17 protein-coding genes and 1 riboswitch are annotated in these 14,520 nt (G+C 71.3%); of the genes, 8 read left to right on the top strand and 9 right to left on the bottom strand.

Annotation, left to right across the window (positions count from 1 at the left end; genetic code table 11):
- Positions 1-174: 174 nt before the first annotated feature.
- The 7 genes from ACFVH5_RS31455 to ACFVH5_RS31425 all read right to left on the bottom strand — a co-directional run bounded on the left by ACFVH5_RS31455 (position 175) and on the right by ACFVH5_RS31425 (position 5,497).
- Positions 175-984 carry an urease accessory protein UreD gene (locus ACFVH5_RS31455; RefSeq protein WP_385837111.1) on the bottom strand — a complete coding sequence of 270 codons (810 nt, stop codon included), beginning with the start codon at positions 982-984 and terminating at the stop codon, positions 175-177.
- Complete coding sequence (gene ureG, locus ACFVH5_RS31450) at positions 972-1,655, bottom strand: urease accessory protein UreG (RefSeq protein ID WP_385837110.1); 684 nt, start codon at positions 1,653-1,655, stop codon at positions 972-974. The genes ACFVH5_RS31455 and ureG overlap by 13 nt, the downstream gene beginning before the upstream one ends.
- A gap of 174 nt (positions 1,656-1,829) precedes the next feature.
- Positions 1,830-2,504, bottom strand: coding sequence for an urease accessory protein UreF (locus ACFVH5_RS31445; RefSeq protein WP_385837109.1), 675 nt, complete (start codon positions 2,502-2,504; stop codon positions 1,830-1,832).
- A 73-nt stretch (positions 2,505-2,577) separates the two neighbouring features.
- Positions 2,578-4,299, bottom strand: coding sequence for an urease subunit alpha (locus tag ACFVH5_RS31440; RefSeq protein ID WP_384809014.1), 1,722 nt, complete (start codon positions 4,297-4,299; stop codon positions 2,578-2,580).
- Positions 4,292-4,603, bottom strand: a complete 312-nt coding sequence (locus ACFVH5_RS31435; RefSeq protein WP_385837107.1) for an urease subunit beta — start codon at positions 4,601-4,603, stop codon at positions 4,292-4,294. Before ACFVH5_RS31435 ends, ACFVH5_RS31440 begins: the two co-directional genes overlap by 8 nt.
- 16 nt (positions 4,604-4,619) lie before the next feature.
- Positions 4,620-4,922, bottom strand: coding sequence for an urease subunit gamma (locus ACFVH5_RS31430; protein ID WP_107018782.1), 303 nt, complete (start codon positions 4,920-4,922; stop codon positions 4,620-4,622).
- A gap of 290 nt (positions 4,923-5,212) precedes the next feature.
- Complete coding sequence (locus tag ACFVH5_RS31425; protein ID WP_385837106.1) at positions 5,213-5,497, bottom strand: type II toxin-antitoxin system Phd/YefM family antitoxin; 285 nt, start codon at positions 5,495-5,497, stop codon at positions 5,213-5,215.
- Positions 5,498-5,566: 69 nt separating this feature from the next.
- Between ACFVH5_RS31425 and ACFVH5_RS31420 the strand changes: the two genes are divergently transcribed.
- The 3 genes from ACFVH5_RS31420 to ACFVH5_RS31410 all read left to right on the top strand — a co-directional run bounded on the left by ACFVH5_RS31420 (position 5,567) and on the right by ACFVH5_RS31410 (position 7,570).
- On the top strand, positions 5,567-6,244 hold the full coding sequence (locus tag ACFVH5_RS31420; protein ID WP_385837105.1) for an ATP-dependent Clp protease proteolytic subunit: 678 nt from the start codon (positions 5,567-5,569) through the stop codon (positions 6,242-6,244).
- 7 nt (positions 6,245-6,251) lie between these two features.
- Positions 6,252-6,560: a hypothetical protein gene (locus ACFVH5_RS31415; RefSeq protein WP_385837104.1), complete on the top strand. Its 309-nt coding sequence runs from the start codon at positions 6,252-6,254 to the stop codon at positions 6,558-6,560.
- A 346-nt stretch (positions 6,561-6,906) separates the two neighbouring features.
- Positions 6,907-7,093: riboswitch (cyclic di-AMP (ydaO/yuaA leader) on the top strand.
- A gap of 3 nt (positions 7,094-7,096) precedes the next feature.
- Entirely contained in the window at positions 7,097-7,570 is a 474-nt protein-coding gene (locus tag ACFVH5_RS31410; protein WP_107018777.1) for a C40 family peptidase, read from the top strand.
- A gap of 286 nt (positions 7,571-7,856) precedes the next feature.
- On the opposite strand, the gene ACFVH5_RS31405 is transcribed toward ACFVH5_RS31410, so the two are convergent.
- Positions 7,857-8,300 carry an ATP-binding protein gene (locus ACFVH5_RS31405; protein WP_385837103.1) on the bottom strand — a complete coding sequence of 148 codons (444 nt, stop codon included), beginning with the start codon at positions 8,298-8,300 and terminating at the stop codon, positions 7,857-7,859.
- A gap of 260 nt (positions 8,301-8,560) precedes the next feature.
- Here ACFVH5_RS31405 and ACFVH5_RS31400 point away from each other — a divergent pair, with 260 nt between their 5' ends.
- A complete protein-coding gene (locus ACFVH5_RS31400; RefSeq protein ID WP_385837102.1) occupies positions 8,561-9,430 on the top strand; it encodes a helix-turn-helix domain-containing protein in 870 nt (289 codons plus the stop codon).
- A gap of 9 nt (positions 9,431-9,439) precedes the next feature.
- Positions 9,440-9,676: a DUF397 domain-containing protein gene (locus ACFVH5_RS31395; protein WP_384809031.1), complete on the top strand. Its 237-nt coding sequence runs from the start codon at positions 9,440-9,442 to the stop codon at positions 9,674-9,676.
- Here the strand turns inward: ACFVH5_RS31395 and ACFVH5_RS31390 are convergent.
- A complete protein-coding gene (locus tag ACFVH5_RS31390) occupies positions 9,657-10,838 on the bottom strand; it encodes an 8-amino-7-oxononanoate synthase (RefSeq protein ID WP_385837101.1) in 1,182 nt (393 codons plus the stop codon). The genes ACFVH5_RS31395 and ACFVH5_RS31390 overlap by 20 nt on opposite strands.
- 243 nt (positions 10,839-11,081) lie before the next feature.
- Between ACFVH5_RS31390 and bioB the strand changes: the two genes are divergently transcribed.
- Genes bioB through bioD form a run of 3 tightly spaced genes read left to right on the top strand, consistent with a single transcriptional unit; the run spans position 11,082 to position 14,347 of the window.
- A complete protein-coding gene (bioB, locus tag ACFVH5_RS31385) occupies positions 11,082-12,308 on the top strand; it encodes a biotin synthase BioB (RefSeq protein WP_385837100.1) in 1,227 nt (408 codons plus the stop codon).
- On the top strand, positions 12,301-13,623 hold the full coding sequence (locus ACFVH5_RS31380) for an adenosylmethionine--8-amino-7-oxononanoate transaminase (protein ID WP_385837099.1): 1,323 nt from the start codon (positions 12,301-12,303) through the stop codon (positions 13,621-13,623). The genes bioB and ACFVH5_RS31380 overlap by 8 nt, the downstream gene beginning before the upstream one ends.
- A 1-nt stretch (position 13,624) precedes the next feature.
- Complete coding sequence (gene bioD / locus ACFVH5_RS31375; RefSeq protein WP_385837098.1) at positions 13,625-14,347, top strand: dethiobiotin synthase; 723 nt, start codon at positions 13,625-13,627, stop codon at positions 14,345-14,347.
- The last annotated feature ends 173 nt before the right edge of the window (positions 14,348-14,520 follow it).

Genomic DNA, 14,520 nt, shown 5'->3' with positions numbered 1-14,520 from the left:
CCTACTGTCGTCGTGGTCAGTACGGGGGATCCTTTCGGCTGTGAGGTACCTGAGAACAGGGGCGATGTGTCTTTTTTGCCAATCCGATAACCGGAACATCTCTGTCCGTTGAGCGGTGACGCCCGTTTCGCGGGTGCTTCACCCCGTGCTTCAGCCCGTGCTTCGGCTCGTGCTTCAGCCCAGTAGGCGCAGGGCCTCGTCGAGGGTGCGGCGCAGTTGGAGCGCGTCGGCGGCGACGGCGGTCACCAGGGCGCCCGGCCCGGCGAGCGGGGTGAGCGCGGCGTACTCCCCCAGCAACCGCGGCGCGACCGGCCGCGTCACGTACTCCGGCCGTACGACGATGAGCTGGCCGAGCGCACGATGCCCACCCAGGACAGCCGGCCCGTCCCACCCACCGGGCGCCCCGGGCCCGCAGGAGAGCTCCTGGTCGAACAGCGGCCGTCCGGCGAGCAGGACGGTGAGCCGACTGCTGAGCCGCCCGGGCTCCTCACCGACCCGTCCGAGCACCTGCTCCTCGCGCAGGGTCAGCCGCGCCCCGGACGCAAGCTCGACACGGGTGGCGACGCGCAGATCGCTCCCCTCGGCGGAGATCAACTGCTCTGGCAGCCAGCACAGTTCACCCCCGTCCGCCACTTTCAGGCGTACGTCGTAACGCGCTTCCTCCTTGGCCTGCCCCGGCAGGGCGATGGTGGCGGCGGCCGACCCGACGTGCAGGCGTGCCCCCTCGGCCACCTCCGCCGTCACGGTGAAGTGGTCTCCGCCCAGCGGCCCGCTCATCGCGCCGACCAGCATGACGCGCGCCTCGGAACCGCTCGCCCGCGTCCGCCGCAGGGCGAGCGGGCCCCCGCTCTCCAGCGTGGGCAGCGCTGTCCCACCCCGCCCGTCCGGCCGGGCCCCGATCCGCGCGGCGGCCCGCACCCCGGACACCCCGGACACCACGGATGCCCCTGAAGTCCCCGGCACCGCGGACGTCACGCCGTCCACGCGGCGAGCTGCGCCCGCACCCAGGCGGCGACGTCCTTGACCCCGTCCTCGGCGCGCAGCGACTGGAAGACGACGGGCAGTTCGCCCCGCTGAGCCTTCGCGTCGGCGGCCATCCGCCCGAGATCCGACCCGACGTACGGGGCCAGATCGGTCTTGTTCACCACGAGCAGGTCGGCGGTGGTGACCCCGGGCCCGCCCTTGCGCGGGATGTCGTCCCCGCCCGCGACATCGATGACGAAGATCTGCGCGTCGACGAGCCCCTTGGAGAAGGTCGCCGTCAGGTTGTCGCCCCCCGACTCGACGAGGATCAGCTCCAGCGGCCCGACCTCGTCCTCCAGATCCTCGACCGCTTCGAGGTTCGCGGAGATGTCGTCGCGGATCGCCGTGTGCGGGCAGGCCCCGGTCTCGACGGCGGTGATCCGCTCGGGCGGCAGCACCGCTTCCCGCAACAGGAACTCGGCGTCCTCCCGCGTATAGATGTCGTTCGTGACGACGGCCAAGGACCACTCGTCCCGCAGGGCCCGGCACAACGCGGCCACGGTGGCGGTCTTCCCGGACCCCACGGGCCCCCCGAGCCCCACCCGCAGAGCCCGCCGCCGCCCATCGGCCCGATGAGCATCGGCGCTGACTGCGGCGGGCCCGTCGTGGGTGTGACGCTGATCAAGATGCATGACTACGACTCCAACTCCATGTGTTGTCTTTCGGCCCGCCCGCGCCCCCTTCAGCCGCCCGCGATCCCTTCAGCCCGTCCGGCGTTTGAGGACGAGCGCGAAGCGCGATCAGGGGGCGAGGGGCGCAGCCCCATACGTGGACGGGGACGGGTAGGGGCGGCGGGGGCGAACCCCCTAGGACGCGAACAACCGCACAGCCCAAGCGGCATGCGCCTCCGCCCCGATCTCCAACAGCGGCGCACCCCCCGCCGGCAACACCCCCACCCCACCCTCGACCGCACACCGCCCGGCCTCGACCGCCCGCCCCGCCACGACATCGAGTTCGGGAGCCAACCCCGCCAACACCCCCGTCGCATCGAACGGATCAAGGCTCAGCAACCGCACCACCGCACTCGCCGGCCCACTGACACACTCGTACAAGGAGCAGTACGCGGCGTCCTCCGGCTCCAGCCCGGCGGCCCGCGCGACCACCCCGAGCACGACGGGCTGGTGGGCGCCCTTGGGAAACCGCCCGGCCAGCGCGTCCAGTTCGGCGGACGGCCAGGTCGCCCGCCCGGCCCGCATCAGCTGCCGCCCGAGCTTGCGCGCGGCGACCCTCAACGCGGGCGACGGCGTACGAGCGTCCGCGGCCCCGTCGAGTTCCACCGGATCGAGCCCGAGCGCCGCGCCCGCGGCGAGCGAGGCGGACACCAGCCCGGCCGTGTGCAACCGCCCCCGGCAGAAGTCCGCCAGGTCCGCCGCCCCGGTGATCCGGCCGGCCTTGACCGCGGCCTCGGCCCCGCCGGAGTGAGCATGCCCGCCGGCGGGAAACCGGCCGTCGGCCAGTACGAGCAAAGCAGCACGCGACATGACGAACCTCGAAACGCTGAGCCGTTGACGGGCCGGAACCGGTACCGGGGCCGACGCAGCCCCCGACGCCGGCTCAGAACAGGAAATACCGCTGGGCCATGGGCAGTTCGGCCGCAGGGGTCGCCTCCACCAGCTCCCCGTCGATGGTGACGGCGAAGCTGTCGGGATCGACCCGTACCTGCGGCCGGGCGTCGTTCTCGCGCATGTCCGCCTTGGTCACGCCGCGCGTCGACTCGATCGGCACGAACCGCTTCCCGAGCCCGAGCCGCTCGGGCAGCCCGTCCTCGATGGCGATCGGCGCCACGAAGTTGAACGAGTTGGACGCGGGAGCCCGGCCGATCGCGCCGAACATGGGCCGCGGCAGGATCGGCTGGGGCGTGGGGATGGACGCGTTGGCGTCGCCCATCTGCGCGTACGCGATCTGCCCGCCCTTGACGACGAGGTGCGGCTTGACGCCGAAGAACGCGGGCTCCCACAGCACGAGGTCCGCGAGCTTGCCGGTCTCGACGGAGCCGATCTCGCGGGCGAGGCCCTGGGCGACGGCCGGGTTGATCGTGTATTTGGCGACATAGCGACGTACACGGTGGTTGTCCGCACGCCCGTCCCCCGGCAGCGCGCCCCGGCGCCGCTTCATGACGTGCGCGGTCTGCCAGGTCCGCATGATGACCTCACCGACGCGCCCCATCGCCTGGGCGTCGGAGGAGATGATCGAGATCGCGCCGAGGTCGTGCAGGATGTCCTCGGCGCCGATCGTGGTGGGCCGGATACGGGACTCCGCGAACGCCAGGTCCTCCGGCACGGCGGCGTTCAGGTGGTGGCAGACCATCAGCATGTCGAGGTGTTCCTCGGCGGTGTTGACGGTGTAGGGCCGGGTCGGGTTGGTCGAACTGGGCAGCACGTGCGCCTCGGAGACCACGGTCATGATGTCCGGCGCGTGCCCGCCTCCCGCACCCTCCGTGTGGTACGCGTGGATCGTGCGCCCCGCGATGGCGGCGAGCGTGTCGGCCACAAACCCGGCCTCGTTGAGGGTGTCCGTGTGGATGGCGATCTGCGCGCCGGTGCGGTCCGCGACGGTGAGCGCGGCGTCGATGACCGCGGGCGTGGAGCCCCAGTCCTCGTGGAGCTTGAGGCCGAGCGCGCCACCGCGCAGCTGCGACAGCATCGCCTCTTCCGAGACGGTGTTGCCCTTGCCCAGCAGCCCGAAGTTGAGGGGGTACTGCTCCATCGCCTCCAGCATCCGGGCGAGGTGCCAGGGGCCGGGGGTGACGGTGGTGGCCTTGGACCCCTCGGCGGGGCCGGTGCCGCCGCCGACGAGGGTCGTGATCCCGGAGGCCAGCGCCTCGTCGGCGATCTGCGGGCAGATCAGATGCACATGGGCGTCGATGGCACCGGCCGTCAGGATGCGTCCGTTGCCCGCGATGATCTCGGTCTCCGGGCCGATGACCAGGTCCGGGTGCACCCCGTCCATGGTGTCGGGGTTGCCCGCCTTGCCGATGCCGGTGATCCGGCCGTCGCGGATGCCCACGTCGGCCTTGATGATCCCCCAGTGGTCGACGATCACCGCGCCCGTGACGACCGTGTCCGGGGTGCCTTCGGCGCGCGTCGCCCGCGCCTGCCCCATGGACTCCCGGATGACCTTGCCGCCGCCGAACACGGCCTCGTCGCCCGCGCGTCCGGGCCCGCCGGAACGGTCCTCCTCGATCTCGATCAGGAGGTCGGTGTCGGCGAGCCGGATCCGGTCGCCCGTGGTGGGCCCGAACAGGTCGGAGTAGGCGGCACGCGAGATCTCAGGCATCGAGGGGTCCTCCGGTCTCGCCGCGCAGACCCGGCACGACACGGGCGCCGGCGATCGGCACGAGTTCCACCTCGACGGGGATGCCGGGCTCGAAGCGCACGGCGGTGCCCGCGGCGACGTTGAGCCGCTTGCCGTGTGCGGCGGCGCGGTCGAAGTCGAGACCGGGGTTGGCCTCGGTGAAGTGGTAGTGGGAACCGACCTGGACGGGCCGGTCGGCGGCGTTGAGGACGGTGAGCCGGGTGACGGCGAGGCCTTCGTTGAAGGCGACCGGCCCGTCGGCGAACAGGATCTCTCCGGGAATCATGGCTGCCGCTCCCCCGTCAGACGATCGGGTCGTGGACGGTGACGAGCTTGGTGCCGTCGGGGAAGGTCGCCTCGACCTGTACGTCGTGGATCATCTCGGGGATGCCCTCCATGACGTCCTCGCGGGTGAGGATCTTGCGTCCGGAGGCCATGAGTTCGGCGACCGTGCGGCCGTCCCTGGCCCCTTCGAGGATGTGCGAGGTGATCAGCGCGACGGACTCGGGATGATTCAGCTTCAACCCCCGGGCCCGGCGCTTCTCGGCCACGTCGGCGGCCACATGGATGAGCAGCCTCTCCTGCTCGTGCGGCGTCAGTTGCACGGCTTTCCACCTCACAGTCCTCGCGCCGGACCGTGCGGGGTCCGGCTGCCGCAGCCACCATGCCGGATCCGACCGCAGTACGAACCCACCGTGACCGCGACCCACGAAAACCCCTGGTGACGTGGTGCTGCAGGCTAGTTCGACAGAGTTTCAATCACGTTAACCGCCACACCCCTCAAGGGGTGCGGGGAACGGCGCAATCCTTGAGCGGCGCGGGGAACGGCGCAGCCTTTCAGGGGCGCGGGGAACTGCGCGATCGACCCCCACCGGACCCGCAAGCGGCAACGTGCCTACGAACCCCCCGGCCCCCGGTGCTCCGCCGCGATGCCGAACCGCTGTCGTTCACCCGTGCCGGGCGCGGACGCGACCTCGTGGAGCCCGGACACCGAGCTGATCACCTGCTCGTCCCCCACCGCGTCGAGCTTCTCAAGTCGTTCCAGGTCGGCCGCGGAGACCAGCGCGACGAGCGGCTTGCCGTGCCGCGTCACGACGACGCGTTCCGCGCCGTACACCACGCGGTTGATCAGGTCGGCGAGTTCAGCCCTGGCTTGCGTCACCGGAATCTCGTAGGCCATGCTCCCATCATAACGTCATGTACGTCCTGTACATTTTTTACAGAACCTCTCCCGGAGGAGGCGCGTGCCGTGACCCGCCCAGCAAGCCGACCGTCCGCCCGCCACGTCCTGCCCGAGTTCACCGAGCGCACCAGCTCGGGGACGCGGACCATGGACCCGTACTCCAAGCTCCTCGAAGAGCGGATCGTGTTTCTCGGGACGCCGATCGACGACACGTCCGCGAACGACGTGATGGCGCAGTTCATGCACCTGGAGTACCAGGCACCCGACCGGGACATCTCGCTCTACATCAACTCCCCCGGCGGCTCCTTCAGCGCGATGGCGGCCGTCTACGACACGATGCGATTCGTCAGCTGCGAGGTGGAGACCATCTGCCTCGGGCAGGCCGCGTCGGCCGCCGCGGTACTGCTGGCCGCGGGCACACCGGGCAAGCGGTACGCGCTGCCGGGCGCCCGCATCCTGCTCCATCAGCCGCACCTGTCGGAGCCGCTCCGGGGCCAGGCGTCCGACCTGGCGATCCAGGCGGACGAACTGCTGCGCACCCGCGCCCGGATGGAGGACATGCTCGCCCGGCACACGGGGCAGCGCCGGGAGCGGATCGGCGCGGACATCGAGCGGGACAAGATCCTCGACGCCCGCCAGGCCCTGGAGTACGGGCTGGTCGACCGGATCGTCCCCAGCCGCAAGGCGGCCCTCGGCGCGTCCGACGACGCATCAGGCACGTCCGACACACCCGGCGTGGGGTGATCCGCCGATGCTTCCGCCCGAGTTGCCCCCGCTGCCGGCCCTGACGCGGGCCGAGGCCGAACTGATCGACCGCTATCTGGAGGTGGTCGACCTGCTCGGCCGGATCAACCCGGCGCACTCCGGCGACACGTACCGCGGACTGCGCGCGGCCCAGGCCCTGGTCGGCAGGGCGACCGCGCTGCGCGACGCCCTGACCCTGATGCACCAGCGGGGCGAGAACGAGTTGCACGCCGCAACCCTGGCGCGGGCCCTGCGCGTCCTCGACGGTGAGCGCAGGGCGGGCCGGGTCGCCCTGCCGCCCGGCTCCGGCACCTGACGTACACCACCGGTCCGGCCTCACGCAGGCACTTGACGAGGCGTCCGCACTGGAGTTGAAACGGACCAGAAGGCGTACCCCCGGTTGGCGTAGTCGAGGCTGCTCCCACAAGCCCCCGGGAGTTGCGCAACGTACGTACGTCCGAGGCGGAATCAACCATTCCGGTGCTGGTGCGGGGGTCCTTGAGGCCCTCGACGCCCACCCGTAGAAAGGGCTGTCCACCCGAACGGGTGAGTGGTGAGTAAGCCCACAAATCGCCGATTCCGCTCGGCTTTTGGGACATCAGTGCGTCAAGATCCCTGCGACGACAAGCCCCCGCCAGAAGCGGCGGGGCGGTCCGGGCGGACGCCGAGTCCTGCCGCTGCCCGGATGACCGGTCGACAGAAGTGCATCGGCAGGAGTGGAGGACCCGAGCATGACGGGCCGCCGGAGAGATCCGAGTGGCCCTTGGGGTGAAGCCGCAGCTGCGGCCGGGCAACTTCGCCAGCCCGAATCCGACAGGTCATCCTTCACAGGCGGCTGACGAAGGGTTGCGCATGACTGCGCTCAATCGTGTCCCGTCGCTGTTCAGCAGGGCCGGTACCGCATCGGTTCTCACCATCGCCGCCGTAGGCGGCGGCATAGTGGCCCCTGGCTTCGCGTCCGACGCGGAAGCGGCCACCCCCGCGACGAAGGCACTCAAGGTGGCGGCCTCCAAGAAGGGTTCCCCGTACAAGTACGGGGCCACGGGGCCCAAGCGCTTCGACTGCTCCGGCCTCACGCTGTACTCGTTCAAGAAGGCGGGCAAGAAGCTGCCCCGCACGGCTGCGGCCCAGTACAACAAGACGAACCACGTCTCCTCCTCGAACCGCAAGCAGGGGGACCTGGTCTTCTTCCACTCGGGCCGGAACGTCTACCACGTGGGCATCTACGCCGGGAAGGGACGGATCTGGCACTCCCCGAAGACCGGGGACGTGGTGAAGCTCCAGAAGATCTGGACCAAGAGCGTCTGGTACGGCCGGGTCAGGTGATCCGCCCACGGGGTGGCCGTGGCGCTCGGATCGCCACGGCCACCCCGTGAGGGACCCGGCCCGACGGCCCGCGAGGGGCCCGGCCCGCCGCCCGTGAGGATTCCGGGCATCACACCCGTGGGAGACCCGCTCGACGCCCGTGAGGGACCCGGGCCCTCACGCGTGAATTCGGGCGCTGACTGGTTACTCGTTCACCGCCGGACGTCCGGTGCGTTGTGTGTTGTGGGTTGTCCGCCGGCTCGTCGTGGCCTGGCGCGCGGTTCCCCGCGCCTCTTCGGGGCGGGCCCTACTCGGCCCGGACCGGCTGTGCCGGGGCCGTCCAGGGGAGCATGATCGATACGGTCTTGCCGCCCTCGCTGGTGGCTCGGACCGAGAGCTTGCCACCGGATTCCGCCGTCAGCCAGCGGATGATCACCATGCCCCGGCCGTTGTCCTGCTGAACGGCGGCGGGCAGCCGTTTCGGGAAGCGCGGGTGGCTGTCGGTCACACCGATGCGCAGTTGTTCGTCACGGTCGAGTTCGACGTCCACCGTGAAGGTGGGTGACAGTCCGAAGGTGTGCTGTACCGCGTTCGTGGCAAGTTCGGAGACGATGAGCCGAACCGTGTCTGCGGTCTCCGAGTCGGACGGCAGTCCCCATTCGGCCAGCACGTCGGTGACATACGTACGGGCGACGGAGACCGAGGCGGGATCGCTCGGCAGAGTGACGGATGCTTCCTGGTGGTCTGCCATGCGACGTCGTCCCTTTCCCACGGGACCGGGGTCCGACCGAAGCGGATGACTTCGAGACGGTCCCGGACTGGTGCTTGCGCCAGAGTGCCACTACCTCGGCGTTCGTGGTGCCGATCCACCAAGATATGCATATATCTGTCGCTCGAAGCGGTGAACTCTGCGACCGTCGACCGTATTTGGGCGGGCAGGTGGTTTGTCCTCTACCGTCGGCGTGACGCCGGGCGCTGTAGCGCTTGCGCGACGGTCGGAAGGAGACGGCCATGCAGTACGGCCCCGCGGTGCGCCGACGTAAGCTCGGCGCCGAACTGCGGGCCCTGCGCGCCCGCGCGGGCCTCACGAGCGGCGAGGCTGCGCGCCTCGTGGGCTGGCACCAGTCGAAGGTGAGCCGGATCGAGACCGGCCGCAGCGGGGTCAAGCCCGCCGACGTGCGGCGACTCCTGGACGCGTACGACGTCCGCGACCCGGAGCTGCACGAGTTGCTCGTCGTGCTGGCGGGCGCGGACGGCGACGGCCGGCACCACTGGTGGCACGCCTACCGGGGCCTTCTGCCGTCGACGTACAGCGATTTCATCAGCCTTGAGGCGCAGGCGGACGCGATGCGCACGCTGGAGAACTCCGTGGTGCCGGGCCTCCTGCAGACACCGGAGTACGCCCGCGCGGTGACACGCGCCGCCCTGGACGGGGTGCCCGACGGCAAGATCGACGCTCTGGTCGAGATGCTGGTGAAGGTGCGCCTCGCGCGCCAGGAGGTGCTGCGTTCGAACAAACCGCTCCGACTGAGTGCCGTTCTGGACGAGTCGGTGTTGCGGCGGACCGTCGGTGGACCGGAGGTCATGGCACGGCAGTTGGACCGGTTGCGCGAGGCCGCGCACCTCCCTCACGTGCGCATTCAGGTGCTGCCCTTCGGAGTTGGGGCTCACATCGGAGTCACAGGACCCTTTGTTATTTTTTCGTTTACGAACAGATCTGATCTGGATGTGGTTGTTCTCGACCACTTGACGAGTAGCCTTTATCTCGAACAGAGAGAGGACCTCCAGTCCTACGAGGAGGCCTTCACCTCCCTTCAGGGCCAGGCCCTTTCGCCCGAGGACACGTTGGATCTCATCGCCGGTGTAGCTGACGGCGCATAAGGAGGCACCATGCCCGCCACGCCTCGGTACGTACCTTCCAGCACCCACCCCAGCGCCCATCTGCACGGTGTGCGGTGGCGGCGCAGCAGCCGCAGCACGGGAATGAACAACTGCGTCGAGACCGCCCGGCCGGACTCCGGCCCGTGGGCCGGACTGCTCGCGGTGCGCGACTCCAAGAACGCGTCGGGGCCCGCCCTCCTCTTCGCGCCCGCGGCCTGGGAAGGCTTTATCGGCGCGCTTCGATGATCACGCCGACGGCCCGGTCGACCTGCCGGTCGGTGAGATCCGCGCGGGCCGTGAGGCGCAGCCGTGAGATGCCGTCCGGCACCGACGGGGGACGGAAGCAGCCGACGGCCAGACCCGCCGCACGGCACTCCGCGGCCCAGCGCAGCGCCTGCTCCGGGGAGGACGCGCGCACGGAGACGACCGCGGCGTCGGGCCGTACGGCTTCGAGACCCCCGGCCGTCAGGCGTTCGTAGAGGGCGGTGGCCACGGCACGCGCGCGTGCGGCCCGTTCCGGTTCCCCGCGCAGCAGACGCAGGGCCGCCAGGGCCGCGCCCGCCGCCGCGGGGGCCAGGCCCGTGTCGAAGATGAAGGTGCGGGCCGCGTTCACCAGATGGTCGATGACGTGGGCCGGTCCGAGGACGGCGCCGCCCTGGCTGCCGAGCGACTTCGACAGGGTGACGGTGGTGACGACGTCGGGCGCGCCCGCGAGTCCCGCCGCCCACGCGGCGCCCCGCCCGCCGTCGCCGATGACACCGAGACCGTGCGCGTCGTCCAGCACCAGCGCCGCGCCCGACCTGCCGGACTCCCCCGCTTCCCCCGCTTCCCCTGCTTCCCCCGCGTCCCGGCAGGCCGCGGCCAGTGCCGTCAGCGGGGCCGCGTCGCCGTCCACCGAGAAGACCGTGTCGGAGACGGCGATCGCGGGCCCGGTCCGCGTGTCCAGCGCCTTGCGGACGGCCTCCGGATCGGCGTGGGCGACGACCTGCGTGGTGCCGCGCGCGAGCCGGCAGCCGTCGATCAGCGAGGCGTGGTTGCCCGCGTCGGAGACGATGAGCGAGCCGTGCGGTGCCAGCGCGGTGACGGCGGCGAGGTTGGCCGCGTAGCCGGAGGAGAAGACGAGAGCGGACTCGAAGCCGCAGAACTCGGCGAGTTCGTGTTCGAGTTCCGCGTGCAGCTCCGTGGAACCGCTGACGAGCCGGGAGCCGGTGGCGCCGCCGCCCCACGTCCGGGCGGCCCGCGCGGCGCCCTCCGTGACCTCGGGGTGCCGGGCCAGGCCCAGGTAGTCGTTCCCGGCGAGGTCGAGGAGCGCGGAGTCGGCGGGACGCGGACGCAGGGTACGGACGAGTCCGGCCCGGGAGCGCGCCCGCGCCTGCTCGTCGATCCACTCGAACGGCGATCGGGCCATGTGTCCTCCGGCCATGAGGTAGGGGTGGATGCGGGTGTCCCATGGGGCCCCGACACACGACTTTCCGCCCGGCCGTCCCCACTGCCTTGTGCAGACCACGCACAGCCGCCTTTTGTAGGCAACGCACAGACCCTAGCCGGACGGCCAGCCACCCATGGTGTGGCAATGCCCACACGTCGACCGCTCTCTGTTGTCTGGTTCCTCCTTGGCCCGGCGCGGTCGGATAGGCCAGGATCGGATCTCATGGACCTGCTGAACACGCTGCTGGACAAGGGGCTTCGGCGCGAGCTGCCGACCCGCGACGAGGCACTGGCCGTGCTGGCCACCTCCGACGACGAACTCCTCGATGTGGTGGCCGCGGCCGGCAAGGTACGCCGCCAGTGGTTCGGCCGACGGGTGAAGCTGAACTACCTCGTCAACCTCAAATCGGGTCTGTGCCCCGAGGACTGCTCCTACTGCTCGCAGCGGCTCGGCTCGAAGGCCGAGATCCTGAAGTACACCTGGCTGAAGCCCGACCAGGCCTCCGAGGCCGCGGCGGCCGGGCTGGCGGGCGGCGCCAAGCGGGTGTGTCTCGTGGCGAGCGGACGCGGTCCCACCGACCGTGACGTCGACCGGGTCTCGGACACCATCAAGGCCATCAAGGACCAGAACGAGGGCGTCGAGGTGTGCGCGTGCCTCGGGCTCCTCTCGGACGGCCAGGCCGAGCGGCTGCGCGACGCGGGGGCGGACGCCTACAACCACAACCTGAACACGTCCGAGGGGACGTACGGGGACATCACCACCACCCACACGTACGCCGACCGGGTGGCCACGGTCCAGAAGGCGCACGCGGCGGGTCTGTCCGCCTGCTCCGGTCTGATCGCGGGCATGGGCGAGAGCGACGAGGACCTCGTCGACGTCGTCTACGCGCTGCGCGCCCTCGACCCGGACTCGGTCCCGGTCAACTTCCTGATCCCCTTCGAGGGCACCCCGCTCGCCAAGGAGTGGAACCTCACCCCGCAGCGGTGTCTGCGCATCCTCGCGATGGTCCGGTTCGTCTGCCCGGACGTCGAGGTGCGGATCGCGGGCGGCCGCGAGGTCCATCTCCGCACGATGCAGCCCCTCGCCCTGCACCTCGCCAACTCGATCTTCCTCGGCGACTACCTCACCAGTGAGGGCCAGGCGGGCCAGGCGGACCTGGACATGATCGCGGACGCCGGTTTCGAGGTGGAGGGCACGGGCGAGGTGACGCTCCCGGAGCACCGGGTCACCGCGCACGCCGGATGCGGCTCGCACACGGACACGGACGCCGACGCGGGCGCCGGATGCGGCTCGCACGGGGGCGGCGGTTGCGGCCCCTGCGGCCCGACCGCTCAGGAGGAGGCTCCCAAGGAGCTGGTCCAGGAGGCCGCGCGGGGCTCCGAGGCGCGTACGGACCTGGTCTCGGTACGCCGTCGGGGCGCCGGAACGGATCTCGCGCCCAATGCCTGATCTGCCCCCGCCCGACACCGCCGTGGCCGCCGATCGGGTCCGTGAGCTGCTCGAACTCGACCGGCGGCACGTGTGGCATCCGTACGGGCCGATGCCGGGCCGGCAGGAACCGCTCGTCGTGGAGTCGGCGAGCGGGGTGCGGCTGCGCCTGGCCGGTGACGGTAGCGGTGACGGTGACGAGCTGATCGACGGCATGTCGTCCTGGTGGTCCGCGATCCACGGCTACAACCACCCGGCCCTCAACGAGGCGGCACGCGACCAGCTCGGCCGGATGAGCCATGTGATGTTCGGCGGGCTCACGCACGAGCCCGCCGTGCGACTGGCGAAGCGCCTTGTCGACATGTCACCGGAAGGACTCGAACACGTCTTCCTGGCCGACTCCGGCTCGGTGTCCGTCGAGGTCGCCGTCAAGATGTGCCTCCAGCACTGGCGTTCGCTCGGCCGTCCGGGCAAGCAGCGCCTGCTGACCTGGCGCGGCGGCTATCACGGCGACACCTGGCAGCCGATGTCGGTGTGCGACCCCGAGGGCGGGATGCACGAACTGTGGCAGGGCGTGCTCCAGCGCCAGGTCTTCGCCGACGCGCCCCCGGTCGCGTACGAGGAGGCGTACGCCGATCATCTGCGGGCGCTGATCGAGCGGCACGCGGACGAACTGGCGGCGGTCATCGTGGAGCCGGTGGTGCAGGGCGCGGGCGGGATGCGGTTCCACTCCCCCGCGTATCTGCGGGTGCTGCGCGAGGCGTGCGACGCGCACGACGTGCTGCTCGTGTTCGACGAGATCGCGACGGGCTTCGGGCGTACCGGGGCGTTGTTCGCGGCGGAACACGCGGGCGTGACACCGGACGTGATGTGCGTGGGCAAGGCGCTGACCGGCGGGTATCTGACGATGGCGGCGACGCTGTGCACCCCGCGGGTCGCGGAGGGCATCTCGCGGGGCGAGGTACCGGTCCTCGCCCACGGCCCGACCTTCATGGGCAACCCCCTCGCCGCCGCCGTGGCCTGCGCCTCGATCGACCTCCTCCTCGGCCAGGACTGGCAGACCGAGGTCAAACGGATCGAGACGGGCCTGCGGGACGGGCTGGCACCGGCGGCGGAACTGCCCGGCGTCCGGGACGTACGCGTCCTCGGCGCCATCGGGGTCGTCCAGCTGGACCACGAGATCGACATGGCCGCGGCGACCCGGGCGGCGGTGCGCGAAGGTGTGTGGCTGCGCCCGTTCCGGGACCTCGTCTACACGATGCCGCCGTACGTCACCGGTGACGCCGATCTGGCGCGGATCACGGCGGCCGTGTGCGCGGCGGCACGGGAGGGTTGAGATGACGGTACTGGTGATCACGGGGACGGGCACGGAGGTCGGGAAGACCGTCACCACGGCCGCGGTGGCCGCGGCGGCCGTCGCTGCCGGGCGGTCGGTGGCCGTGCTCAAGCCCGCGCAGACGGGTGTGCTGCCGGGTGAGCCCGGCGATGCCGAGGAGGTGGCGCGGCTCGCCGGCGCGGTCACGGCCGTCGAACTCGCCCGCTATCCCGAGCCGTTGGCGCCCGCCACGGCCGCCCGGCGGGCCGGTCTCGCGCCGGTGCGGCCCGGACAGGTGGCGGAGGCCGCGGCCGGACTGGCCACCGAGCACGACCTCGTGCTGGTGGAGGGCGCGGGCGGGCTGCTCGTACGGTTCGACGACGAGGGCGGGACGCTCGCGGAGGTGGCGCGGCTGTTGGGGGCGCCCGTGGTGGTGGTCGCGTCCGCCGGGCTCGGCACGCTCAACACGACGGAGCTGACGGCGCGGGAGCTTCGGTCCCGAGGGGTTGAGCTGCTCGGAGTCGTCATCGGCAGCTGGCCCGACGAGCCGGATCTGGCGTCGCGATGCAATGTCCTGGATCTTCCCGTCGTGGCGGGTGCGCCGTTGCTGGGCGCGTTGCCTGAAGGGGTCGGGCGGGGGCCCGTTGCGGCGTTCCGCGGGGCGGTGGGGGGTTGGCTGGCGCCGGGGCTGGGCGGGACGTGGGACGCGGACGGGTTCGCGGCGGCGCGCGTGGGGGTTGGCTGAGGGGGTTCGGCTCGGCCCGGTGGTCAGGTGCGGGCCGGTGGGGGCCGTTCGCGCAGTTCCCCGCGCCCCTGAAGGAGCGGGCTGGGCGCCGCGTCCCGGGTGCGGCTCAAAACCAAAAGACTGCGCAGTTCCCCGCGCCCCTGAGTGGGACGGGGCGCAGCCCCTCCCCGAGG

Source organism: Streptomyces sp. NPDC127119 (genome assembly GCF_042677425.1).
GTDB lineage: Bacteria > Actinomycetota > Actinomycetes > Streptomycetales > Streptomycetaceae > Streptomyces.
This window is presented reverse-complemented; position numbering and strand designations above follow the sequence as displayed.